This is a genomic window from Chloracidobacterium sp. (assembly GCA_016715795.1).
Taxonomy (GTDB): domain Bacteria; phylum Acidobacteriota; class Blastocatellia; order Pyrinomonadales; family Pyrinomonadaceae; genus OLB17.
The window spans coordinates 2,182,473-2,206,916 of the sequence record JADJXP010000002.1 but is presented as its reverse complement, the minus strand read 5'-3'; the positions used below and the strand labels follow the sequence as shown (position 1 = coordinate 2,206,916).

At 56.8% G+C, this 24,444-nt stretch carries 22 protein-coding genes; 6 read left to right on the top strand and 16 right to left on the bottom strand.

The window, feature by feature from the left end; all coding sequences use genetic code 11:
* Positions 1-9 precede the first annotated feature (9 nt).
* The 9 genes from IPM59_15155 to IPM59_15115 all read right to left on the bottom strand — a co-directional run bounded on the left by IPM59_15155 (position 10) and on the right by IPM59_15115 (position 9,703).
* On the bottom strand, positions 10-1,401 hold the full coding sequence (locus IPM59_15155) for an amidophosphoribosyltransferase (GenBank protein ID MBK9216905.1): 1,392 nt from the start codon (positions 1,399-1,401) through the stop codon (positions 10-12).
* A 5-nt stretch (positions 1,402-1,406) separates the two neighbouring features.
* Complete coding sequence (locus tag IPM59_15150) at positions 1,407-2,027, bottom strand: molybdenum cofactor guanylyltransferase (GenBank protein MBK9216904.1); 621 nt, start codon at positions 2,025-2,027, stop codon at positions 1,407-1,409.
* Complete coding sequence (locus IPM59_15145; GenBank protein MBK9216903.1) at positions 2,024-4,366, bottom strand: FdhF/YdeP family oxidoreductase; 2,343 nt, start codon at positions 4,364-4,366, stop codon at positions 2,024-2,026. The genes IPM59_15150 and IPM59_15145 overlap by 4 nt, the downstream gene beginning before the upstream one ends.
* A gap of 124 nt (positions 4,367-4,490) precedes the next feature.
* Positions 4,491-4,847, bottom strand: coding sequence for a gamma-glutamylcyclotransferase (locus tag IPM59_15140; GenBank protein ID MBK9216902.1), 357 nt, complete (start codon positions 4,845-4,847; stop codon positions 4,491-4,493).
* A gap of 38 nt (positions 4,848-4,885) precedes the next feature.
* A complete protein-coding gene (gene fdhD, locus IPM59_15135; protein MBK9216901.1) occupies positions 4,886-5,758 on the bottom strand; it encodes a formate dehydrogenase accessory sulfurtransferase FdhD in 873 nt (290 codons plus the stop codon).
* Between the two features lie 43 nt (positions 5,759-5,801).
* Positions 5,802-6,617 carry a glycosyltransferase family 25 protein gene (locus IPM59_15130; protein ID MBK9216900.1) on the bottom strand — a complete coding sequence of 272 codons (816 nt, stop codon included), beginning with the start codon at positions 6,615-6,617 and terminating at the stop codon, positions 5,802-5,804.
* Positions 6,618-6,630: 13 nt separating this feature from the next.
* Positions 6,631-7,386: a glycosyltransferase family 25 protein gene (locus IPM59_15125; GenBank protein MBK9216899.1), complete on the bottom strand. Its 756-nt coding sequence runs from the start codon at positions 7,384-7,386 to the stop codon at positions 6,631-6,633.
* A 2-nt stretch (positions 7,387-7,388) separates the two neighbouring features.
* Positions 7,389-8,720: a fumarylacetoacetase gene (fahA, locus tag IPM59_15120; protein ID MBK9216898.1), complete on the bottom strand. Its 1,332-nt coding sequence runs from the start codon at positions 8,718-8,720 to the stop codon at positions 7,389-7,391.
* Between the two features lie 77 nt (positions 8,721-8,797).
* A complete protein-coding gene (locus IPM59_15115) occupies positions 8,798-9,703 on the bottom strand; it encodes a hypothetical protein (protein ID MBK9216897.1) in 906 nt (301 codons plus the stop codon).
* 124 nt (positions 9,704-9,827) lie between these two features.
* On the opposite strand from IPM59_15115, the gene ruvC reads away from it, so the two are divergent.
* Positions 9,828-10,325, top strand: coding sequence for a crossover junction endodeoxyribonuclease RuvC (ruvC, locus tag IPM59_15110; GenBank protein MBK9216896.1), 498 nt, complete (start codon positions 9,828-9,830; stop codon positions 10,323-10,325).
* The gene (locus IPM59_15105) at positions 10,322-11,077 is read left to right on the top strand and encodes an SH3 domain-containing protein (GenBank protein MBK9216895.1); all 756 of its coding nucleotides are present in this window, start codon (positions 10,322-10,324) and stop codon (positions 11,075-11,077) included. The genes ruvC and IPM59_15105 overlap by 4 nt, the downstream gene beginning before the upstream one ends.
* Before the next feature lie 115 nt (positions 11,078-11,192).
* Here IPM59_15105 and IPM59_15100 read toward each other — a convergent pair whose 3' ends face one another.
* The 5 genes from IPM59_15100 to IPM59_15080 all read right to left on the bottom strand — a co-directional run bounded on the left by IPM59_15100 (position 11,193) and on the right by IPM59_15080 (position 17,140).
* Positions 11,193-12,098 (bottom strand): pseudouridine-5'-phosphate glycosidase, encoded by a 906-nt coding sequence (locus tag IPM59_15100; GenBank protein ID MBK9216894.1) that lies wholly within the window; start codon positions 12,096-12,098, stop codon positions 11,193-11,195.
* Between the two features lie 144 nt (positions 12,099-12,242).
* Entirely contained in the window at positions 12,243-13,094 is an 852-nt protein-coding gene (lepB, locus tag IPM59_15095; GenBank protein ID MBK9216893.1) for a signal peptidase I, read from the bottom strand.
* A 19-nt stretch (positions 13,095-13,113) separates the two neighbouring features.
* Positions 13,114-13,842 (bottom strand): ribonuclease III, encoded by a 729-nt coding sequence (gene rnc, locus IPM59_15090; GenBank protein ID MBK9216892.1) that lies wholly within the window; start codon positions 13,840-13,842, stop codon positions 13,114-13,116.
* 95 nt (positions 13,843-13,937) lie between these two features.
* Positions 13,938-15,209, bottom strand: coding sequence for a hypothetical protein (locus IPM59_15085; GenBank protein ID MBK9216891.1), 1,272 nt, complete (start codon positions 15,207-15,209; stop codon positions 13,938-13,940).
* Positions 15,210-15,529: 320 nt separating this feature from the next.
* Positions 15,530-17,140 (bottom strand): hypothetical protein, encoded by a 1,611-nt coding sequence (locus IPM59_15080; protein MBK9216890.1) that lies wholly within the window; start codon positions 17,138-17,140, stop codon positions 15,530-15,532.
* A 179-nt stretch (positions 17,141-17,319) separates the two neighbouring features.
* Between IPM59_15080 and IPM59_15075 the strand changes: the two genes are divergently transcribed.
* From IPM59_15075 to IPM59_15065, 3 genes are read left to right on the top strand one after another with little or no spacing between them, the layout of a single operon-like run.
* Positions 17,320-18,816 (top strand): HAMP domain-containing protein, encoded by a 1,497-nt coding sequence (locus IPM59_15075; GenBank protein ID MBK9216889.1) that lies wholly within the window; start codon positions 17,320-17,322, stop codon positions 18,814-18,816.
* 33 nt (positions 18,817-18,849) lie between these two features.
* On the top strand, positions 18,850-19,233 hold the full coding sequence (locus tag IPM59_15070; GenBank protein ID MBK9216888.1) for a four helix bundle protein: 384 nt from the start codon (positions 18,850-18,852) through the stop codon (positions 19,231-19,233).
* Positions 19,234-19,267: 34 nt separating this feature from the next.
* Positions 19,268-20,632, top strand: coding sequence for a sigma-54-dependent Fis family transcriptional regulator (locus IPM59_15065; protein MBK9216887.1), 1,365 nt, complete (start codon positions 19,268-19,270; stop codon positions 20,630-20,632).
* A 71-nt stretch (positions 20,633-20,703) separates the two neighbouring features.
* Here IPM59_15065 and IPM59_15060 read toward each other — a convergent pair whose 3' ends face one another.
* Complete coding sequence (locus IPM59_15060; GenBank protein ID MBK9216886.1) at positions 20,704-22,827, bottom strand: VCBS repeat-containing protein; 2,124 nt, start codon at positions 22,825-22,827, stop codon at positions 20,704-20,706.
* Between the two features lie 25 nt (positions 22,828-22,852).
* Positions 22,853-23,779 carry a hypothetical protein gene (locus IPM59_15055; protein MBK9216885.1) on the bottom strand — a complete coding sequence of 309 codons (927 nt, stop codon included), beginning with the start codon at positions 23,777-23,779 and terminating at the stop codon, positions 22,853-22,855.
* A 107-nt stretch (positions 23,780-23,886) separates the two neighbouring features.
* Between IPM59_15055 and IPM59_15050 the strand changes: the two genes are divergently transcribed.
* Positions 23,887-24,444 (top strand): sigma-70 family RNA polymerase sigma factor, encoded by a 558-nt coding sequence (locus IPM59_15050; protein ID MBK9216884.1) that lies wholly within the window; start codon positions 23,887-23,889, stop codon positions 24,442-24,444.

Below are 24,444 nucleotides of genomic sequence, written 5' to 3'. Positions count from 1 at the left end.
GTCGCTGGCTCAGCTTGCGGCGCTTTCGCTGTTTGCGATCAGCGTGGGGTATTTGCCGGTCCAGCACGCCGAGCAGGTCGCTGCCGGATCGAGGCCGATCGATTGGAGCAGGCCCGTCAATGACAGGTAGCCGAGGCTGTCGGCACCGATCTGGCGACAGATCTCGTCCACGGGCGTGTGCGAGGCGATAAGCTGATCGCGGTCGGGCGTATCGACGCCGTAGTAACAGGAATGCGTGGTCGGCGGGCACGAAACGCGCATGTGAACCTCGGCCGCGCCGGCCTCGCGGACCATCTGGACGATCTTTTTCGAGGTCGTGCCGCGCACTATCGAATCATCCACCAACACCACGCGGCGGCCGTTGATGAGGTCCTTGATCGGATTGAGCTTGAGCCTGACGCCAAACGAACGGATGTTCTGCGTGGGCTCAATAAACGTGCGGCCGACATAATGATTGCGAATTATCGCCTGCCGAAACGGTATGCTGGACTGGGCAGAATAGCCGATAGCCGCGGCCACGCCCGAATCGGGCACAGGGACAACAATGTCGGCGTCCGCGGGATGCTCGACCGCGAGATGCCTGCCCATCATATGCCGCGACTGATTCACCGAGCGGCCAAAAATGATCGAGTCCGGCCGCGAAAAATACACATGCTCAAACGTGCATACCGCATGCTGCTTCTGCTCAAACGGCATTGATGAATGCAGCCCGCGCCAGTCAATGATCACCATCTCGCCCGGCTCGACCTCCCGAACGTATTCCGCGTCGATGAGGTCAAATGCACACGTCTCGCTAGCCACGCACCACGCATCCTGATATTTGCCCAGCACCAGCGGCCTGAATCCGCGTGCATCACGCACCGCGATCAACGCATCGGTCGTCAGGAAAAGCAGTGAAAATGCGCCTTCGGTCTCGGCGAGGACTTTCTTTATCGCCTCCACGGCGTTCGTGGCCTTCGTTCGAGCGATGCCGTGCAGGATGGTCTCGGTATCAGACGTAGATGAGAATATCGCGCCGTCCTTTTCCAATTCGCGGCGGCGGGCCTCGGCAAACGGCAGGTTGCCGTTATGACATACCGCGATCAGTCCATGCTGGCATTTCACGCGAAACGGCTGAACTTCCTTGATCGTGTTCTTGCCCGCGGTCGAATATCGCGTATGCCCGATCGCCGCCGTGCCGGGCAATTTGGTCAGCACCTCGGGATTCAGCACGTCGGCGATCAGTCCGATCCCGCGCTGCTGGATCAGGTCATCGCCGTCCGCCGATACGATGCCGCACGCCTCCTGGCCGCGATGCTGCAGGGCAAACAGCCCAAGCTGCGTCAGCGTTGACGCCTCGGCATGGCCAAATATGCCGAATATGCCGCACTCCTCGCGAAACTTGTCAGGCCAGATGTCCACAAAGTCTATTTTGCCACACGCGCACGCTCAAGGTCGTCTTGAGTGTTGATGTTCAGAAAAAGCATCTTAGGATCGCCGGCTGCCGAATACTCATCAGCCGCGACGAGTCGCGTTTGCTCTCTCTCCAGAAACTGGACCAGCGGCGGCATAGAATGGCATCGATTCATCAGTCCCTCGATCTCAGCGAGCATCGGCCCGACGCGATACAACGCACAAAGCGGCTGCAGCCTCCCGTCCGGTTGAACCGCAACGATGGCATCGTGCCCGTCGGACGCGCAGCCGGCGAGAAACCTCAATAGCTCGTCCGTCACAAACGGATAATCGCACGCCAACACTAACGCCCATTCCGTTCGCGCATATGCCAACGCCGCATGCAGCCCGCTCCACGCACCAAAGCCGGGCCGCAGATCGGCGATCATTGGGCGGGCAAGCCCGGCAATAGTATCGAGCGGAAACTGCGAGCCGGCTCCGGCAACGAACGTAACGTGAACATCTGGAAATGCCTGCTCGACTGTCCGCGCCGCTCGTTCCGCCAACGTTACGCCATCGACCTCGACGAACGCCTTGTCCTTACCAAGCCGCGACGAGCGGCCACCGATCAGGATGAAACTTTCGAGATCGATCATACGCTTGGCGTGACGGATACGATCACGCATTTCGATGTCGGCGTGCCGCTGCGTTTTGCGGTGCTGCCGAGCGGGATTAGCGGATTTGCCTCAGGAAAATACGCCGCGACGCAATCCGGCGGCATTCGATATGGCACGACCGTGAAACCAAAAACCGACCGTTCGCGATCGCTAAAATGACTCGTGATATCGACGTTTTGCCCGGCCGTCAGGCCGTATTTCGCGATATCGGCCTCACCTATGAACAGCACATGCCGCCCGCCGTCGATGCCGCGATAGCGATCATCGAGGCCGTAGATCGTTGTATTGAACTGGTCGTGCGACCGTATCGTCGTCAACAGCAGCCGGCCCGGCGGCAGATCGATCTTTGAAAGCTCACTCGGCCGGAAAAGGGCTTTTCCGGACCGTGTCGGGAACCGGCCCTCATTCGGCGGATTCGGCATATAAAAGCCGCCGGGCACGCGAATGCGCCGGTTATAATCCTCACAGCCCGGCACGACGCGCGAGATCGCGTCACGAATGAGATCGTAATCGCCGCACATCGCGTCCCAATCAACGCTCGACCTATCGCCCAACACTGCCTTCGCCATCTGAGCGACGATCCAAACCTCGCTACGCAAATGCGGCGAGCCCGGCTCATAGATGCCGCGCGACATCTGCACATTCAGCATTGTGCTCTCAGTGGAGACGAACTGCTCCGTCGGAGTGCGGACACTCTTGTCCGCATCGCCGGTTCCTCCGGCGACTCGAGCTGTGGTTTCACTCACCTTACCCATTCTTACGGAATCGGACGCCGAAGCGGCGTCCATGCGGACAAGAGTGTCCGCACTCCGATCTATTTCTGTCCGGCCAAGACAGGGCAATATCAGCGAGGTTTTGCCCGGGGTCAGAGCCGTGCGGTTGAGCTTTGTGATGACCTGGACCGTTAGGTCGCAATTCGCAACAGCCGCGGCAACCGTCTCGGTGTCCGGTGAGGCGGCGACAAAATTGCCGCCCATCGCGAAGAAAACTCGTGCCCGCCCGTCGCTCATCGCGGCGATTGACTGAACGGTATCAAACCCGTCGTGCTCCGGCGTCTCAAAGCCAAACTCGCGTTCGAGATTCTTACGAAACACGGGGTTCATCCTCTCCCAAATGCCCATCGTCCTGTCGCCCTGCACATTCGAATGGCCGCGGACGGGACACAGCCCCGCTCCGGGCCGGCCGATGGCGCCACGAAGCAGGTGGAGATTTACGATGTCCTGAATGGTTGCGACCGCGTCGGTGTGCTGTGTCACACCCATGGCCCAGCAGGTGATGAACGAACCTGACTCCGCGATCATCGCGGCTACCTCGTCGATCTCGGCACGTCCTAGCCCTGACGCCTCGATGATGACGTCCCAGGAGGTGGCATCGAGCGTCGCGATGAACCTATCGTAACCTTCGGTTTTCCCGCTGATGAACTCGTGATCGAACACCGTTCCCGGTGCCGCTCGTTCACGTTCGAGGAGCGATTTCATCAAGCCTTTGATGACGGCCATGTCGCCGCCTATCCGCACCGGCAGATGCAGGTCGGCGAGCTTTGCCGGCCGCAGGCCCAACACCGACAACGGGTTGCCGTGCTGTGGATTTGGATCGACAAAACTTGTGAGCCCGACCTCCTCGAGCGGATTGATCGCGATCATCTTCGCTCCCGCGGCCTTGGCGGCGGCGAGCGAAGAGAGCATTCGCGGTGCATTCGTGCCCGGATTCTGTCCGATGACAATGACAAGATCCGTCCGCTCAAAATCTTCGAGCCTTATCGTCGCCTTGCCCAAACCGATCGACTCAGCGAGTGCGACGCTTGTCGATTCGTGGCACATGTTCGAGCAGTCCGGCAGGTTGTTCGTCCCGAACTGACGCACAAATAGTTGATAGATAAATGCTGCCTCATTCGACGTGCGGCCCGATGTGTAGAAGATGGCCTCGTCGGGCGACGCGAGCGAGTTGAGATGTTCGGCGACGATCGCGTACGCTGCTTCCCACGACACCGGCTCATAGTGCGTCCCGCCCTCGCGAAGCACCATCGGCTCGGTCAGCCTGCCCTGTTGGTTGAGCCAAAAATCCGTTTGCTCGGAAAGGTCTGCTACAGAGTGCTCCGCAAAGAACTCGCGCCCGATCCGCCGTGTCGTCCCCTCGTCAGCCAGCGCCTTCGCTCCGTTCTCGCAGAACTCATTGATCGTTCGGCGGTCCGGATCGGGCCACGCGCACGACTGGCAATCGACGCCGCCCTTCTGGTTGAGCTTGAGCATGCCCCGCGTGCCGCGAACCACGCCCATCTTGCCGAACACATGCCTGAGCGCATTCGTAACGGCATGCATGCCGGCCGAGACTCGCGGCGGTGGCGTAACTTTTAGGTGCCCAGTCTTCACAGTTTGTTTTCGGAATAACTCATAACGCTTGAGTTAAGCCACGTTGCGACACAACGTTGGCTTGAACGGACTGTTAGGTGCCGCCCGAATGATCCGAACGCACGCCGGAAATGATGTAAATGTGTGCATGAACCGTGGATCCGTCCGCGAGCGTGGCACGAACGAGCACACGCTCATAGCCATCGCCCTCAAACTCATCTAGCCGGTCCCAGTGCGTTGACAGGTCCGCCGAGGTGAAGATGAAGCCATGCACTTCATCGCCGTCGTCGGACAACACGATACCCGGGTAGCCAACCTCTGCACCCCAACCTTCTTGGATCAGACTTCCTCGAACCGTAGCGGGCTCCCACGTGCCAGGCACATCCCCGAGTATGTGCCCGTTCGGACGTCCGGGCGCCAAAGTGCCGTATACGAAAAATCGGTCTGCCATGATGTTTCCAAAGGCTCCTAACTGATGATAATCAGTTCTCAGTTATCTCGGACACTGCTTGGATGACAGTAAACATTGAACCGTCCGTCGCGCACAAACCCGATCAGCGTCATGCCGTAGGCGTTTGCGAGCTCGACGGCCAGGCTCGATGGTGCACCGACGGCGGCCATTATTGGGATGCCTGCCATCAAGGCCTTTTGCACCAGTTCAAAGCTCGCCCGGCCGCTGACAAGCAATACTCGCTCCGACAACGGCAGTCCGCCGTCCAAAAAATTGCGTCCGATGATCTTGTCGAGTGCGTTGTGCCGTCCGACATCTTCGCGGACAATATCGAGCATTCCGTCAGCCGTAAAGAGCGCCGACGCATGCAGCCCACCGGTCTCGTCAAACACCGACTGCGTTTTACGTAGCCTCGACGGAAGTGAATGGATTACATCGTCGCTAACCGTCAAACCGTTGTTCGACAACGGTTTGACGCCCGTTCGCAAAGCCTCGATCGACGATTTACCGCAAACGCCGCAACTCGACGAGGTATAGAAATGCCGCTCGAGCCGTTTGAGGTCGATCTCAACACCATCAGCCAGATCGACGCGAATTGTGTTCGAATTGAGTGCTGCGGCGCGGTCGATAACGCCCCTTCCGGTGCGTATCTTGAGGCCGCAATGACGTATCTGCCTGATCTGCTCCGGCGAAGTAATGATGCCCTCGGTAAATAGAAATCCCGCCGCCAGTTCGCCGTCATCACCCGGCGTGCGCATTGTGATCGAGATCGCGCGATGCGTCTTGTCAGCGAATCCGAGCCGTATCTCGAGCGGTTCCTCGACGGCAAGCACGTCTCTCGAATCACTCGCATCAGACTCGCCCGGAACACGGCGAACCGCCGCCTCGGATAATGCCGGAGATGTTCCCACAAGGGAATTTTACCAAACGCCGATAGATTCGCCACGCCGACGGTCAGTAGTACTTCTGGGTAAGCGATTCGAGCGGATCGTAAGGGTCGATACTTCGCTGGCCGAAGAGCTGTGCTTTCGACACATAGGCCCTAATTTCTCCCGCGAGGGCCGCGTGAATGAACAGATGGTCTGCGTTGAGCCTGATCGGCGTATTCCGCCTGATAAAGGTCTCAGCGGCCGATCTCGTTATCGTGTAAGCGTGGGCAAGAAAATTGACCGATGCAGTATGAAAGTGGTCGTTGTAAGGCCGCATATACAGGTTGCGGATCATCCTATGACTCAGCGGATAGCGGCCGAATGCGCGCCTGACGTGGAACAAAGCCTGCTGTAGGTGCCCCAGCGGCGGCCTGAAACGTCCACCGTTCCAACCCCATTGGATCAGTTCGGCGTTAGCCGGCACATTCGTGAGGATCCTTTCGATCTCCGCATCATCGACCGGAAGGGTTACGACATCATCCTCGAAGATAAGCGCACGAGCGCAGCCATCCTCAAGCATCTTTCGATAGGCTCGCTGATGACCTATCGAACAGCAGATATGGCCAAGCGTCATCGTCCGTCCCTTTGGATCGCTCCGCACGGCAAGTGCCTCATCGTATGTTCCGTCCGCGATCAGGCTTTCCTTTGAAACATCACTCTTATCGACGCTATAAACGAACTCAAACGCGGCTCCCCCAAGCTGTTCGACCGCCGATCGCTGACGACCTTCCGCTGCGGCATTAGTGATGACATACACTTTGTCGTGGAGTGTTTTTAGCAATTCGGCAAGCATATAGCCTTCAGGGCTAGCGTTTGTTTGCACGAGTTTGTGATTTGACACAAACGGCTCAGCCTCACTGTAAGGTGATCATCGTGTCTGACGGGTCAATGCTTCGTTGGTCAATGATCTGTTCTATTGAGACGTATCCGCGGACGTCATTCTTCATTGCGGCATACATCAAATTTGCATCAGCGCTGAGAGCAATAGGTGTGTTCCAATTTATCAACGTCTCGGCTCCTCGGCGCGACACCGTATAAGCATGAGCCAGGAGGTGTTTCCCCGCGATATCAAAATGCTCGTTATACGGCCGGTCATACAGGTTTCGGATCATCGTGTGGTCGTATTTCAGTATCCCAACGCTGCGGATCACGTGATAGAACGCCTGCTTCAAGATGCCGCTCCGCGGACGACGTCCTCCTAAGCTGTAGCCCCAATAGATCAGGTCGGCGTCCGACGGAGCATCGGCCACGATCCGTCCTATTTGATCGTCCGAAAACTCGCTCAGCCGCACATCGTCCTCAAGGATCAGACAACACTTGCCATCCGTCGCAAGAAACTTTTCATAGGCTGTGCGATGGCCTATCGAACAGCAGATCGCACCGAGGGTCATCGGCTTGTCCCGACGGTCGAGCTCTATCGCACGCGACTCATCGTAAACACGACGCGCCTTCAGTTCGTTGATCGATGTCGACGCCTTGTTAATACCATAAACGAATTCGAAGTTGGCCGCTCCCAACGCTCGTCGTACATTCTCGTGACGATCCTCAAATCCTTCGGCCGTAACTACCAGGACGGAATCGTGGATCTCTTTTAGGGCAGGCCAAAGCATTGCTATTGATCGGCAGGCAAGACGCGGCCGCGACATTCGCCAAAGCCAATGCGGCGAAAGCCGTCGCGTTCGCAGTAGCCTTTCATGATGACCTCATCGCCGTCCTCGAGGAATCTCCGCTGCTCGCCGGACGGCAGATCGATAGGCTCGGTGCCACGCCAGGTTAGCTCTAACAAGCAGCCGCGTTCAGACTTTTCACGGCCACTGACCGTGCCCGACGCGATCAAGTCGCCGGTCTGCAGGTTGCAGCCGTTCGACGCGTGATGCGTCAGCATCTGGCCGACGGTCCAGTAGAGGTCTTTGGTGTTTGAACGCGACAGGATGTGCGGCTCGATATTCTCGCTCCTCATCTTTTCGGTCTGGATATAGACCTCAAGATTGATGTCGAGCCCGCCGAATTTCTGGTTCTGCTCGTCATTCAGGTAATCCAAAGGCTGCGGATCGTCTGGGTCGCGCTCGAACGCCTTCGTCCGAAACGGAGCCAACGCCTCCATCGTTACGACAAACGGCGAGATCGTCGTCGCGAAATTCTTCGCCAAAAACGGCCCAAGCGGCTGGTATTCCCAAGCCTGTATGTCTCGCGCCGACCAGTCGTTGACCAGGCACACCCCAAAGATATGCTCCTCGGCCGCGCCTATCGGTATCGCCGTGCCCATCTCGTTCCCACGCCCGACAAAAAAGCCCAGCTCCATCTCGTAATCGAGGCTCTTAGCCGGAATAAACACCGGCGGCTTCTCCGCATCCGACCGATTCTGCCCATGCGGCCGCTTGATGTCCGTCCCCGACACCACGATCGACGAAGCCCGCCCATGATACCCGATCGGCACATACTTATAATTCGGCAATAAGGGATTGTCCGGCCGAAACATCGCCCCAACATTGGTCGCATGAAAGATCGAGCAGTAGAAGTCGGTGTAGTCGCTGATTGAGAATGGCATTTCAAACTCTACGCTATTCATCGGCACGAGCAGGTGTTGCGCCGCTTTGATCGTGGTCGCACTTGCAGAATCAGCGAGTGCTGCCATCGCCGCAAGGCGCAGGTGCAATAACGCCTCGGGCCCGAATACGTTAGAGATAAACGTAGGCTCGCACATGTCGACATCAAACAGAAGGTCGTCGAACCCGTGACCGAAGAGGCATTCGCGAATAGCTCCAAATAGATCAAAGACCTTGTCGCCGATCGCTACGGCAAGCCGGGGATGACCTTCCTCTTCATCGTCTGGCCAGAAGACACAAAACGGCAAATTCTGTATCGGAAAATCCGTCCCCGGATCGTTAGCGCTCTCGACCCAACTCCTCAACTCCGGGTCATGTGTCTCGTTTATCTCGTACATAAAAGATTTGCCGCAAAAAGGCGCAAAAGACGCGAAATAAGAAACCGCCTACTTGCGCCTTTCGCGCCTTTTTGCGGCTATAAAACTCCTAATTTCTGAAGATCAGCGACCGGCTCGTCGAATGAGCATGAGCCGAACGATTGCAGGCCGTATTCGCGCATGCGTTCGATCTGCCAGGTCGATAAGACGTATTCGTCACGCCAGATGGCCGCCTGGTCGTCGAAAGTAAATACCTCTTCGAATTCCTCTTCCATCACGTCCTCAAGCAGCGTCGGGCGATAGCCTTCGCGGGCGAAGCCGGTCATCAGGAACAGATTCAAAAAGCCGTGCATCGTGCCCTTCACGCTCTCCGCCTCATACGTCAGCGGCCGAAAGCACCGTATCGGATGATGCAGCCCGGCGGTCGCCTTAAATCTAACATTCGCCGCGAGACAAGTCTTGACGAATCGAATGACATCTCGCGTCGAGGGGAAGGCCTCGGGCGTCACGCCGCCCGTGCGTATCTTCGCCCGCTGCCCGCGAACGGCGAGCGTCGAGACAAGATCGGGCAGCGTTGCGTCGAGCGGCAATTCAAAATATGCCGTAATATCGCTCGGCATCGAGATGGCCGCGTTCTCGATCACTCCCTGCGAATCGGCCCGTATCTCGAGCACGTCGCACACAATACCGGGACCGTTCACCGCATTAAAATTCTTGACCTGGTCGATCGTTTTCGTGACGTCGTCCCCGGCCACGACCGCGATGCGCCAAGCGTTGTTGCCGTCGCGCGAAATAAAATCCTTTGCGCTCCCACAAAACTCGTCCAGCCGCGCCGCCGTTACCACGAATCGGCCCAGCATCCACGCGTAATTGCTGTTGCGATACGTCGCGTAGTTAATTACTGCCTCAGGCATCGACAAGCCGGCCGGCGGAAATAGTCCCGCATAGTCGATCGCACCCGCCATCAACGCCTTGATCGACGCCTGCGGCCGCGTTTCTGTCATTGAGGTGGTCATCTCGGTAACAAGTCATTTTTGCAAATAGCCTCGTCGAATTAAAGTCACGCTTGCTTTTGCCGAAAAAGGTGCGGTATCTTTGCTTCAAATTCGGCAGCGATTTTTAAGGTAAATGCGCGTTTTAGGGATCGATCCGGGCAGTGAAACGCTCGGCTGGGGCGTCGTTGACGGCAGCGGGACGAAATACACCCTCGTCGAGTTTGGCACCGTCTGCTCTAACCCAAAAGAGGCTTTCTCAAAACGCCTGCTCAACATCTACAACGGCGTGGCCGACGTAATCGAACGTCATTCGCCCGACGTGCTGTCGGTCGAAGACACGTTTTACGCGGTAAATGTCGGCGTGGCGTTAAAACTCGGCCAGGTCCGCGGCACGATGCTGCTGCTCGCGGAACAATGGGGCATTGAGATCGCCGAATATGCTCCGCGGCTTGTCAAACAAACTGTTGTCGGCTATGGCAACGCGGAAAAGCAGCAGGTCCAGCAAATGGTCAAGGCTCTGCTCGGCATGAAGGAACCGCCAAAACCGCTTGACGCGGCGGACGCGCTGGCGATAGCGATCTGCCACTTTCACCACTGCGGCCCGATCGGCCGTCTGACGGCGACACGATGAAAAAGATTGGTCTGATAATTATTGTGACCGCCGGACTTTGCGCGACGATGTCTGCTCAAAAGAAGTCCGCGGGTGTCGCCGCAAAACCTCGCGTCGCCGCGACAAAGTCAGCGGAGATCGGCCAATCGGCGATCGTGATCGATGAGACGCTGTCAGTCCTCAGAAAAAACCCGAGCCTATTCTCAGAGGCGGTCCACCGAATGAGCCGCGGCCGAAAGGTGCAGATCCTCGGCGTCACCGAGGCCGACGGTGTGAAATTTTACAAGGTTACGGTCCCGCCGAAAAACTTCGGCTGGGTGCAGGCCGATGCGGTATTTGGTAAATTTCGGGCCTCGGACGAAGATCGCCTCTCAAAGCTCGTCCAGGCATCAAGCGGCTTTGACCAGATCGAGATCGCCCAGCAATTCTTTGCTCTTTATCCTAATTCTACGACCAAACCCGCACTCTTGTTACTCTATGGCGACCTGCTTGAGGAAGCCGCCGCAAAGCTCTCAAAAGAGGCCGCGAGTCGTCTCGTCCGTCGTGAAATGGCGGCATCCGCGGCACCGATGCACAGTTACTATCTGAATTTCAGCTATCTCGATCGCTATCGTAAGCTCGGCGTGACCTTCCTTTTTGATCCCGGGACGCGGCAATACCACTATGACGGCGCAAGCTGGAAAGAGGTCGCGTCGCGGTTTGCGACATCGGCGCAGGCCGCCGAAGCAAACAAGCGTCTCGAAACATTAAAAATGCGAATGGAAAAGAAGTAGGACGGGCCAGTCGGAAACGCCTGCGTGAGCGGGCGGCCAGTTCGTCCGACTGAACCGAACCGAACCCGCCGCGCTTTCGACAACTCTTAGCGCCACCGCGGAGCTGGCCGCCCGCTTACGCAGGCGGTTCCGACAGTGCCGCCGCTATCGCCGCCGCCACGCGAGCGTTGTTCTCAAGGAGCGCAATATTCGCCGCCAGCGTTCGGCCTGCGGTCGAGCGCGACATCTCGGCGAGCAGGAACGGCGTGATGGCTTTGCCCGAAACATTCTCGGCCTCGGCCCGCCGCAACGCGTCCGAGACCATCGCCTCAAGCTCGGCGGACGGTATCGTAAACTCGACCGGCACCGGCACGGTCACGAGCACGGCACCGGCCATTTCCAATTCGTCACGGGCCCTAATGATCGTCGCCGCCTGCTCCGCGGTATCTACTCGCTGATCGACCGGCAAACTGCTCTCGCCGCTATAGAAGGCGGGCATGGTATCGCATTGCCAGCCGAGCACGGTAATGCCGTGCGTCTCAAGCCATTCGCGTGTGGCGGAAAGATCGAGTATAGCCTTCGCCCCTGAACAAACCACTGTGATCGGCGTCTGTGCCAATTCAGGCAGGTCTGCCGAAACGTCTGCCGAATAGCCGCGATGCACGCCGCCGATCCCGCCGGTCGCAAACACGCGAATCCCCGCGCGATGAGCAATGAACGCGGTCGTCGCAACCGTTGTCGCACACGTAAGGCGATTGCCGACCGCGATCGGCAGGTCGCGTCGCGAGATCTTTCTCACGTCCTTCTCACTCGCCAACCGCTCGATCTGCTCGCTCGACAGCCCGACGCAAAACTCGCCGTCAAACACTGCGATCGTCGCCGGAACTGCGCCGCCTTCACGCACGGCCGCCTCACATTTTCGGGCTGTTTCTATGTTCTGCGGATAGGGCAACCCGTGGGCGATTACAGTGGATTCGAGGGCGACAACCGGCCTCTTGTCCCGAAGGGCGTCATTCACTGTTTGGTTGATAGTGAATTCCATGCTGTATAGCGAAAATGAATTGCCCCCGGCCTCAGCCGGGGGTTAGACCACTCAGTATTGCCGGCTTTAGCCGAAATTGGGCTAAAGCCCCACTTTTTTTCGCATTTGATCCTCCACCTGAAGGTGGAGGCAATTCATCAACGACTACTTCACGAATTTCCCGATCCGGTTCAGCCGTGGGTGCGTCACGCAGCCGAAGAAATCGCCGTTCGACGCTCCTCGGTCGCAGGACCAATAGACGAACATCGCACGTCCGATTATCAACTCGCGCGGCACAAAGCCCCAGTAGCGGCTGTCTTCGCTGTTGTCGCGGCTGTCGCCCATGACAAAAAAGCTGTTGGCGGGCACGACCGACGGCTTGCCCTCGACGCCAAACTGATAGCCGCGACAAGGGTTATCGCCACGTCCCCGCGAGACCTTCATCCCCTCGCGGACGGCATTCATCGACTCGCTGGAATAAAAGACCGTGTACTTTTCGCCATCGTGGGCTTGCTCGAATTCAGCAGTTTTCAACGCCGAAAGGTTGTCCGAGGCGTCGCCCATCATACGGTGCTCTGGCAGCAGCTTGCCGTTGATATAGACCTGATTATCCTTAAACTCGACCGTCTCGCCCGGCAGCCCGATGACACGTTTTACATAATTGATCTGATAAGGTATCAGATTACGCGAATCGTCATTCTCGCGGCAGACCTTGTTGCCCGGATACTTAAAAACAATGATGTCACCGCGCTCGATCTCACGCTGAGGCAGGAACGGCAGCTCGTAGCCGCCGGGCGTAAAGATGAACTTATTGACCAGCAGATAATCGCCGACAAGGATCGTATTCTGCATCGATCCCGTCGGCACAGTCACGGCCTGCAGGATAAACGTCATCCCGAATATCGCCATGATCAGCGTGATCACGAACGATTCGAAATACTCTCGAATGGTCGATTTCGGCGGCCCTTTTGGCTTTACCTCTTTTACTGAAGGTGTTTCCGGTTTCGGTTCGGTCATGAGTTGCAATACGGTGCGCTTAGTTCTTAAGTTTTTGCTTCTTCGCAGGCATCAGCACTTTCAATGCCTCGGCCGCGGCCATCATCTCGGCCGATTTTATCGACGTGCCCTCACCGGAGGCCGTTCCGCCATTCCATGTCACCCGGACGTAGAATGTTCGAGCATGCGGCGGCCCTTCGGTATTCAATAGTTCATATCGCGGGGCTGATACGCCGTTCGACTGAACCAGTTCCTGCAGCGTCGTCTTATGGTCAAGCGAAGTTCCTGGCGTCGCCGCCTTTAGCTCCTTTGCAAACAGCGTCGCTATGAAATGCCTCGTCGATACATAACCGCCATCCAGGAAAACCGCCGCGATAACGGCCTCGAGCGTGTTCGCCAGCAGCGCCTGCTTCTTTCGTCCGCCCGTCTTTTCTTCGCCGCGCCCAAATCGGACAAAATCACCCAGTTTCAGTCGCTCAGCGACGACTGCAAGCGTCGCCGTACTGACGAGGTGATGCTTCATCAGCGTCAGGTCGCCCTCGGTCGCGTTCGAACGCGACGTATAGAGCTGTTCGGCAATCACCAAGCCGAGCACCGAGTCGCCGAGAAATTCCATCGACTCGTTCTCGAGAGAGCGGATTTCCGCCTCGCTCGCACCCGGCAGATTTTCAAACGCCCACGACCTATGCGTCAACGCGCGTTCCAACAGGCCGATATCTTTGAAGCTGTATCCGAGCTTGCTCTCAAGCCTCGCGAGCTGCGCCTGCATCGAGAGCTAATTCTAAAGACTCTGGCCCGAAAAGGAAAGCCGGACGCCAATCAGGCCGCCCGGCATAGATGAAATAGAAAATACAGTTCGTGGGGCTAGGCCTTACGCTTCGTCCTGGCAACCGGCTTTTTGACCGTTGCCTGCGGCTTTGTCACGGTGGTCGACTTGGTCGCCGGTGTGATCGCAGGCTTGGCCGCCGGGCTCGCTACCGGTTTTGTGCCGGCCGGCCCGGTGGTCATCGTCGTTGTTGTCGTCGCCGGCGTAGTTGTTGTGGCCGGCTCAGGATCGCTGATCGGCGTGATCGGAGTCTGCGGATTGATGAAAGGCTTCGCCACCGCTGTCGCGACCCACTGGTCCATTCCGGTCGTATTGCCGAACCGTACTTTATAGGCGGCCTCGACATTGGCCTTCATCTTCGTCTTGTAAGCCGCGGCCTGGCCCAGTTTCTCGGCACGGCCAAAGGCGTCGATCGCGCGTTCCGCCGTCCCATTGGTCATCGCGACCTTGGCCTTGATCTCATCAAGGAGCTGCTTGATCTCTTCCTCAGTGATGCCCGGCTTGTCCTGCTTGGCCTTAAGCACATTGATCTCCTCGACGAGAGCGTTTAACTGATCAAAGTAGTACCCGCCGATAAGTTCGTACGGGATCGGGTTCTTTGCGGTCTCTGAGACGGCCTGGCTCGCCTTGAAAAGGTGCGGCAGAGCCCCCTTCTTGTCCTTGTTTCCAACCTGGGTGATATAGCCGATCGTCAGGTTCAGCCAGCCGAGGGCATTCTCCTTATTCTTATAGCGCCACTGGAAGAGACCGAATTCCTTCGACGCCTTGCCACCCTCGATCTCCGCGATCGCCTGGCGGGCATATCTGAGCGTTTCGTTGTTGAACTTGAAATTGCCCTTGTACGATTCGTCGTATCCGATCGAACCTAACAGGATGACCACGTCAAGCTGGCCCGGCTCGCCTGCAAGGATCTCCTTTCCGACCGCATAGGTCTCATCAAAATTTGGTGCCTTGACGCTGTCATTAAACCGCTTGTAGAGCTTTGCCTTTCGGTCATCTTCGCGGGCCTTGCGAAGCGCGGTCTCCATGCCCGGAAGATACTTATTAAGGTACTCCGTAAGGTCCTTTGTCGTCTCGCAGCTGCCGTACTTCTCAACGAACGCCTTCGCACCGTCGATAATGCGGCCCTTCTCATCCAGCGAGGCCGTGCCATACGCAGTAAAGTCCTGTCGGACCTTATCTCCCGCAGCGTTTCTGGCCTCAGCCTGTGCCTCACCACACACATCCTGAGCAAAGCCCGTCACAGCTCCAACTGCAAGTAAAACGGCCGTCAGCAGGCCAACATTCGCAAATCTAAAGATCGTTTTCATCTACTTCTTTCCTCGGGTGGATCCCAAAAAATTCTAACTGATGGGCGGGAAGGATCGCTCCTTCATTTCCGCGCAAATCAGATGTTAGCCCTGTCAAAATAGTTGCTATCAGTTCGCCAGGGCACAACCCGTCTCTAAATAAAATTTCCAATCAAAAGAAAACTTTTGAAAAGCTAATATAATCCCGTAAGCCGCCTATCCTGTCAAGCCGCAACACGCTTTCCGTAAGGCAAGTTTCAAGTCTCTGCGAAACTCTGTGTGGAACCATCTTCCAGGCAGACGACGCTGAGACAAGAACGCGGAGATCGCTGAGAAGAGATCTACGGCTTCTGTGGGCTCGTTTGCGGTTTTTCCTTATCGTACGTGATCACGACCGGCGGAAATACGGGCTTGGAATCGACGGTCCTTGTCACGAGCTTTTTCGGGGCCGTGTCACGCGGCACACTCGGGACGACGATGACGTTGCCGGGAACGGCATTGGTATCAGTGGCCCCATCCGTATCGTCCTCTTCATCGCCGAGCTTTGCCGTCATCGGATCGAGCCCGCGTTTAGGCTGGATATTGAATTCGGTCATCGCAAGGTTGCGGTTCGTTCGGACTATGTGGTTTCCCAGAGCTCGATAGATCTGAGCCGCGACTGCGGCGGCCTTGCGTCCGCGCTCACTCCGGCCGCGTGTGATGACCACGACGGCGTATTTCGGCTGCTCGATCGGTGCTACTGAGGCAAACAGGCCGACCCACGTTCCTTTGCTGATGCAGGAGCCTGTCTTGCCGGCAACGCCGAGCGACTGGTCCATATTGCGGCGCGCCGTGCCGTATTCCGCAGCGCCCATCATCCCCGGAATAACGCGGCGAACGCTCTTTGTCGGAACGTCCACGTTGTCTCTATAAAAGGTCTTGAAATTTGCCTTCTCGATCGAGTTTCGCGGAACTCGCGGCAGCACGCGATGGCCGCCATTCGAAATCGCCGAGACCATCACCGCAAGCTGAACACCCGTCACCTCAAAGTCGTCGCCGTGCGAATATATCCGCGGATTGCTGTTGCCGTAGGGCAGCTTTCCGGCGTATTCGCCCTCAAGGTTGATGCCCGTCGGCTCGCCTAAGCCGAGCTGCTTGGCGTAAGCGATCATCTTCTCATTGCCAAAGCTCACGCCCGCCCGCTGGAAATATCCGTTGTTAGAGAATGCAAGTGCATCGTCGAGGCCGAGCCGCGACGGCGTTTTCAGCGCTCCTGACTCCTTGTCGATGACGCCCTCGTTAAGGCCTGCAACGCCCGTTACGAGCTTGATCGTCGAACACGGCTTGATACCGCTGCGAACGGCCCAATCCTGATTGATGATCGTCACAACCTTGCCGGTCTGGGCCTCCATCACGACGACCGAGCCGGCATGCTCGCCGAGCGCCGTCACCGCGGCGCTGCGAATATTTAGGTCTTCACCCTCGGTCACGTCCTTTGTAATGTTCGCGACCGTCTCGGTCCGCAGGCCTTTTTCAAAGGCTATCGCCCGCGCAATTGCCTCGCGGCGGGCCTGTTCGCGGCGGCGACGTTCCGCCTCGATGGCCGCACGGCGTTCGGCCTCTTTGCGGCGGCGTTCAGCTTCGGCTTTTCGCTGTTCGGCACGCGAGGGTTTGCCCTTTACGTCCTTTTTCGACTTAGCATCGGCCAGCCGTTCTTTTTCTTTTTGGCGCTTTTCGCGTTCCCGGTCACGTGCGTTCTGCTTCTTATCCTTATTGTCCCGCGCGTTCTTCGCGGACTGCCGGGCGCGTTCGCGTTCCTTCTTAGTATCTCTCGCGTTCTTGGCGGTCTTCGCAGCCGTTGCCTTTTTCCTGTCGTCCCGGGCCTTTCGCGACTGGGCCGTGGTTGAGCCGGAGGCGAACAACAGGCTGACGAGAGTCAGGAAAAATGCGGCAAGAGACACTCTCGGGAACATAAATTTCATGCTTTACCTCGGATCGGAAGAGTTTTATCTTGATTATTTGAGACCGCCGGGAACCGATAAGCTTAGCCGTCTCAGGCGTTTTCCGGAAAAACTATCGTAAACTATAGCATCCAATAATTGACGAGGCAAGCGCTTTTTATAGATGCCATAATGAACACTTACTGAATCGAATGACCTTCTTCAATACCTTTCGGGGCCGCCTACTGCTCATCCTTGCTCTGCTGCTGATAGCCACGCTCGGCGTGCAGTACTACCTAAATCTGCTGACACAGGAGGAGAACAACGAGCTGCTCGAAGCACAAGCACAGGCCCTGGTCGCCGGTATTACGCTCGGATTTACGTCGATACCGATGAAGGACAAGCGCGTGCAGGACCTCGTTGATGAGACCGATCAGTCATATTTTGACGTAGCCACGAAAGAGCGGATCAAGGACATTATTATCATCGACAGCGACTTTCAGATCATCGACAGCCTCAATCCCGATTACCTGCCGACGACGGATAGTAATGACGAACTCGTCTTCAAGAAGATCGGCGATATTCGGGGCCTGCCGCCGCTCATGGAGAGCTCGCGTATCGGTGAAGATCTGAAGTATTTTCCAAATCCGCTGACCGCCGAGAACAGGAATCAGACCGATGAGGCACATGCCATTCCCATCGAGACCAGCCAGGGCCGATGGTATGTGATGGTGCTGCTAAAAAATGACCGCACACAGGCCGCTTGGCGTGCCGCACGGCCGCTGGTCTATACGCTCGGCGTTTTACTCGTCTCATCGATCATCACGTTTCTGCTCGTTTGGCGATTCGGCCGCCCAATAACCGATCTGTCAAACGCCGCCCGCGAGGTCGCCAGCGGCAATCTCGGCGTCCGCGTACCTGACGCAAGGCGAAATGACGAAATGGGCCGTCTCGCTCAAAACTTTAACGAGATGGCTGCCGAGCTCGAGAAGAAGCGCGAGCTTGAGGCCCAGCTCCAGCAGGCCGAAAAGAGCGCCGTCGTCGGCCGCCTTGGCTCTGCCATCGCTCACGAGATACGCAATCCGCTCAATTACATCAATCTGACGCTCGATCATATGCGGCTGAAGTTTGCCCCGGGCGATGACGAGGACAAGGCGATCTTTGAAAAACTGACATCGCAGCTAAAGGCCGAGGTCGCCCGCATCGACCAGCAGATATCAGATTTCTTGAATTATTCACGGCCAGCAAAGGCTGATCTTCAGCCGACCGATGCCCGCAGCATCATCGAAGAAAGTCTCCGCATCGTCGAGCCGCAGGCCGCCGAAAAAGGCATCAAGATCGGCATCGTTGAGCACGAGAACGTGCCGCAGGTGATGGCCGACGCCGAGTTTTTGCGTTCGGTATTTAACAACCTCTTTATCAACGCCATCCAGTCGATGGAATCCGGCGGCGGGCACCTGAACATCAAGATATCGCCCACCGACGACGGCCGCAGCGTAGCGTTCGAGGTCGCGGACACCGGCGGCGGCATCAGCCCCGAGAACGTCTCAAAAATATTCGAGCCCTATTTCTCGACAAAAGAAACAGGCACCGGTTTAGGCCTCGCCATCGTCCAAAAGATCGTTGAGGTTCACCAGGGCACGATTGACGTGGAATCGGTCGAGGGTGAAGGGACAAGATTTACGGTAAGATTACCGATAAGTTCTTAGGGACAAGGGACGAGGGACTAGGGCTCATATATTATGAACGAGGGCGGGGATTACAAATCACTGATCGTGTGGCAAAAAAGTATCGCGCTCGTAAAGTTGATCTACCAGATCACGGCCAAATTCCCAGCCGACGAAAAATTTGGATTGACCTCACAGATGCGTAGGGCCGCAGTATCCATTCCTTCGAATATTGCTGAGGGACAGGCACGCCGAACAACAGGTGACTATGTTCGATTCGTTTCCACTGCTGAAGGTTCACTCGCGGAATTAGATACTCAACTCATCATCGCAATTGATCTTAATTATGCTGACAAAACCGCCACACGCGATTGTCTTGGACTTATGCTAGAGGTGCGCAAGATGCTCAACTCGTTGCGACGCTCACTACTTGCGCGTGCCGCAACCGGGAACCATTGAGCCCTCGTCACTTGTCCCTTGACCCTGTTTTCTTATGGCACGTAAATCAATACTCGTCGTCGATGACGAGAAGAATCAGCGCGAAATCCTCGAAACGATCCTTTCGGGTGAGGGTTATGATGTGACGACCGCGTCCTCCGGTGAGGCGGCGATGAAGTTTGTCGCTGATCGCCACTTTGACCTCGTCCTGACCGACCTCAAGATGACGGGGATGAGCGGGCTCGACCTGCTCAAATCGCTCACCGACTACGACAAATCGATCATCGTCATCCTGCTCACTGCTCACGGCTCGGTCGATTCGGCGGTTGACGCGATGCGGCTTGGGGCGTTCGAGTATCTGCAAAAACCCTACGACAGCGAAAAGCTGCTCAATACCGTGTCGCGGGCGTTAAAAAAGCTCACCACGCTCGACGCCGAGATCATCTCTGTCTCGCCCGAGATGGACAAGGTCAAAAAGCTAATCCTTAAGATCGCAAAGTCCAATTCGACCGTGCTCATCCGCGGCGAATCAGGCACGGGAAAGGAACTGATCGCCCGCTCGATCCACGCAAACAGCCCGCGTTCGAACGAGACGTTCCAGGCCGTAAACTGCGCCGCGATCAACGAAAACCTGCTCGAAAGCGAGTTATTCGGACACGAAAAAGGCTCGTTCACCGGGGCCGTCTCGGACAAAAAAGGACTCTTTGAGATCGCCCACGGCGGCACACTTTTCCTCGACGAGATCGGCGAACTCGACATCTCTCTGCAAGCCAAAATATTACGAGCGCTTCAGGAAAAACAGATCCGCCGGGTCGGCGGCACTCGCGAACTTAACGTGGACGTCCGCGTGGTCGCCGCGACGAACCGCGACCTGCTCCACATGGTCGAGGAAAAACGCTTTCGCGAGGACCTGTATTACCGCCTCAACGTCCTCTCGATCGAGCTTCCCGCCCTGCGCGAACGCCGAACGGACATTCCCGTGCTGATCGACTATTTCGTCAAGAAACACACTCGCGGCACTAGCCGAAAGATCGTGATCCAGCCGGACGCCCGCCGCATCCTCGAAGATTACGCGTACCCCGGCAACGTCCGCCAACTCGAATCCGCCCTCGAACGCGCAATTCTCCTCTGCGAGGATGACAAGGTCACCATAGACGACCTGCCGCCTGAGATGACCAACGGCACCGGCCGGCCCGCCTCATCCGGTAATGGCGATCTGTTCGCTTTGCCACCCGAAGGCGTCAATTTTGAAGACGTCGAACGCAGCCTCATCATGCAGGCAATGTCGCGCACCGATAACAACATAACGAAGTCCGCGAAACTGCTCGGATTGACGTTTAGGACATTACAATATCGGTTAGAGAAGTTTGGCTATAAGAAGGAATCAGGAGAAGGAGACCCAAATCTAAACCAAGATTAGCATCTCCGAGCCGTAAGGGCCGACGGCCTGTTATCCAGGCCATCGGTCGTCGTACGGTCTATCGGTCAAGATCAGGGCACGAACGCACTGGGCGTTGGCCTATCGAATCCGGTCCCGAAGGCTACGTTTAGCAATCCGGCTGTGGTTTGCAGTATCCACCATTGTCCCCCGCGGTAGATAGCGATATCCGTCCTCCCGTCGCCGTCAAAGTCTGCCGGCGAGGCGACATCGGTGTCAATTCCGAATACGGTCGATTGATATCCTGACTGACTGCCCAGTATATACCAGTGTTTTCTTACCCCCACGCCCGGGATCAGTGCGTTTCGCACAAGCGCCAGATCGATCCTTCCGTCGCCGTCATAATCACCAACGACCGGACGATCGCCCGCGATGCCGAACGCTCGACTCTCCGTACCTCCGGATGATCTCACGATCCACCACACACCGTTGCGATATACGGCGAGGTCAGCCCTTCCGTCTCCGTCAAAATCCGCTGGAACCGGCTTGTCACCGGCAGCCCCCCATTGCGACACGGTCATAACGACCGTAAAGAGATTGAGCGAAAACCACGTTCCGGTATCAGGCCTGAAGATCGCCACCTCGGCCCGGCCGTCGCCGTCGTAATCCGCGGGCGTCGGAATATCGCCTGCCATACCAAATTGGAACGCGATGAATCCCTGATGCGACCGCTGCAGATACCAAGTGCCATCTCTGAAGACTGCGACATCCGTCTTGCCATCGCCGTCATAATCCGCCGGGACGATCTTGTCCGTTCCAATGCCAAACTGAACCTGCGTATAGCCCTGCGAAGATCGAGCCAGGTGCCACGTTCCATTGGTACGATAGACCGAGATATCGGCGCGCCCGTCGCCATCGTAATCGAAGGGCGTTCGCTGGGTCACTGCCGCCGTTGGAAAAATATATGCTCCCCCGTTACCGATCGAGCCCGACGCGACCGAACTATCCGAGATCGCAATACTGCCGCCTTGTCTCGAGTAGTAGTTTGGCGATGCACTTGGATCCCAGAGCATCGCATTTTGCACCCACGTTCCGCCTTGAAGGGCAAAGATATACGCTCTGCCTCGCGCCTCCCCATTGATCATGGTCCCGGGTGCTCCGATCGCTACGACCTCGTTGACCACGTCAACGGCGCTCCCAAATTTTTCGTCTGCGGCGCCAATGCTCGAAATGATCTTTTGGCGGAGGGGCCAGTTCTGACCAGAACGTTCGAAGATGAGGGCCGATCCCCGATTTGTGTTGCCGCTGACCGTGTCGCCCGGGGCACCAACCACGACGAGATTGAAATGGATAGCAACGCTGCGTCCAAACTCGTCACCGGCCGAGCCGCCCGGGTCAACGATCTTTGCCCTTTCGGTCCAGGTGGGAAACCGGTCGAAGATATACGCGGCGCCTCGATGGCTGCTCGTGGCTCGTGCCCCTACTACGATCCTCTCGCTATGCATCGAAACTGCCCCGCCAAACTCCGCGCCATGGGTTGGGTCGCTCGGCGATATGCGCATTTCCTGTGACCAAATGCTGCCCGTCCGCAGATATACATAAGCCGCGCCACACTGGATATTATCAACAGATTTATACCTCGCCCCGACTACCAGGCGATTGTTCTCAAGTGCGACCGACTCTCCGTAGCCGTGTCCAAAAAGCGGCGTCGGCTCGTCATTCGGTACTAGTATCTGCTGTAGGACCCAGTTGCTGCCATTGTTGATATAGACATATACAGTGTCCTTTTTCCGTCCGTCAGTTCCTGGCGAACCAATCACCACAGTGTTCCCGTCGATCGCGACCGAAAGCCCAAAAGCGTCGTTCGGTTCCGGCCCCACATTGTTGGTCAACCTGGCTTGTTGAACCCAGTTTCCGCCAACACGAACAAAAATATATGCTGCACCTGCATTAACATCGCCCGTGTACTGAATCGGTGCACCGACGACGGCCGTATCACCGTCGATGTCGATCGAGTACCCGAACGTGAACCGATCACTCGGAGCAAATTTTGCGAAGTTGTACAGGTTCTCGGGCTCACGGCCGATGCGTTCCTCATGCAGCTTCTCAAGCGCGGGCAGCAACGACGCGTAGCGAGCGTCTTTCTTTATTTCGTTATACGTCAGGCTCTGCCCGATTGAGACATGCACACCGAACACAAAGATCATCACGATCATCAGGCTATATTTCTTCAACACTTCTCTTCCTCCTTACGATTACCCGTTACCAGTTCAGCGGGCTTGTGGACGACCGCGAACGGCTGACCTCCCAATAATTCGAATTGCCCATTGAGCCGATCATGTTTGTCCGAGCGATATTGCCATTCATCACTATCTCGTTCAGCAGGCGATCCTTTGCCCTTGAATCGGAAGCGCTCACGCGCCCTGTCCCGGCGGATGCCTGGGGTACGACGTAGCGCTGTCGGTTCTGCGAAATGATCTGTTGCTGCTGGACCGGTGAAAGCTGATTCCAGTTGGCCCTCGTAACATCCCAGATGATCGTCATGGCAGCGAACAGGGCCTTCTGGTCGAGCGGAAGCTGCGAATAACCGTTCGTGACCGTTTTGCGAAACTGCGTCTTTTGAACAGCCGGTATAGCACCGTGTCCTGCAAGTTTTCGCTGAAAATCGAAGTACGCGATAGTTGCATCCAGATCTTTGTCCGTCAGTGCCATTCGAGATGACTGGTCGAATGCCAATACCTTGATATAGCGACGAAGGATCTTGATCGCCGCCGGCATTTCGGACAGTGGCAGGCTCAGCGAAGCTTGATGCAGCTCTCCAAGAAGCCGATTGCGCACTTCAGCGATCTTTAGCGGGTCCGTAAGGCGGTAGGCCCCTTGCATCGAAGAATTTATCTCCCGGATCTGCTCGATCTCGCCCCTCGGATCGGCAGTGAACGATCGCATGATATCGTTCTTCAACTCCGTCTCTTCGGCAGGCTTGATCTGCGAACCAGCAAGAAAATTGATGAACTGCACGCCAACCCGCACGTGGCCGTCGGTCAGAGTTTGTCCGCCCGCGGTCGCGATCGGCCGCCCGTCGATCTTTGACTTTGACGAGTTCTTCTGTCCGAGGGCCGAACCTGTGACCATTAGCTGGAATGCGACGACCACCGCAGCGATGAAGCGGATTCTGGTAAAATGTTTCATAATGAACCTCTAGAAAATTTGGATTCACCCTATAAGCGACGAAAATTGTGGTACGAGATCAAAAAAAGATTGTTGTCGCATTGGATTAGGCTCTTTTGGGAGGATGTTTGGCTAGCAGCGAGATAACCAGACTGCTGAATGAGGCCCGCGCCGGCAACGAGGAAGCGCTCAATGAGGTCTTCCCGTTCGTCTATGACGAGTTAAGGCTGCTTGCATCCAACTACCTCAGTCGCGAGAGGGTGGGACATACGCTCCAGGCGACGGCCTTGGTTCACGAGGTTTACCTAAAACTCACGAATCAGACCGAGTTTGACTGGGATGACCGATCTCATTTCTTCGCGATCGCCGCGCGATCGATGCGTCAAATACTGGTCGATCACGCTCGAGCAAGATCTCGAAGCAAACGCGGCGGCGGTTCAAGGCCTGTGGCGATCGATGCAGAATTGGTGCCGGCTATGGTGCGCGACCCTGAATTGGCGATCGGCATCGACGAAGCGTTAACAAAGCTTGAGGAGTTGGATCCCCGGCAAGCGAAGATCGTCGAACTGAGGATCTTTTCCGGACTTGGCGTGCCTGAAACCGCAAAACTCATCGGTGTCTCCGAGCCTACAGTGAAGCGGGAATGGGCCACGGCGAAGCTCTTTCTCCGGAAAGAGATAGGGTAA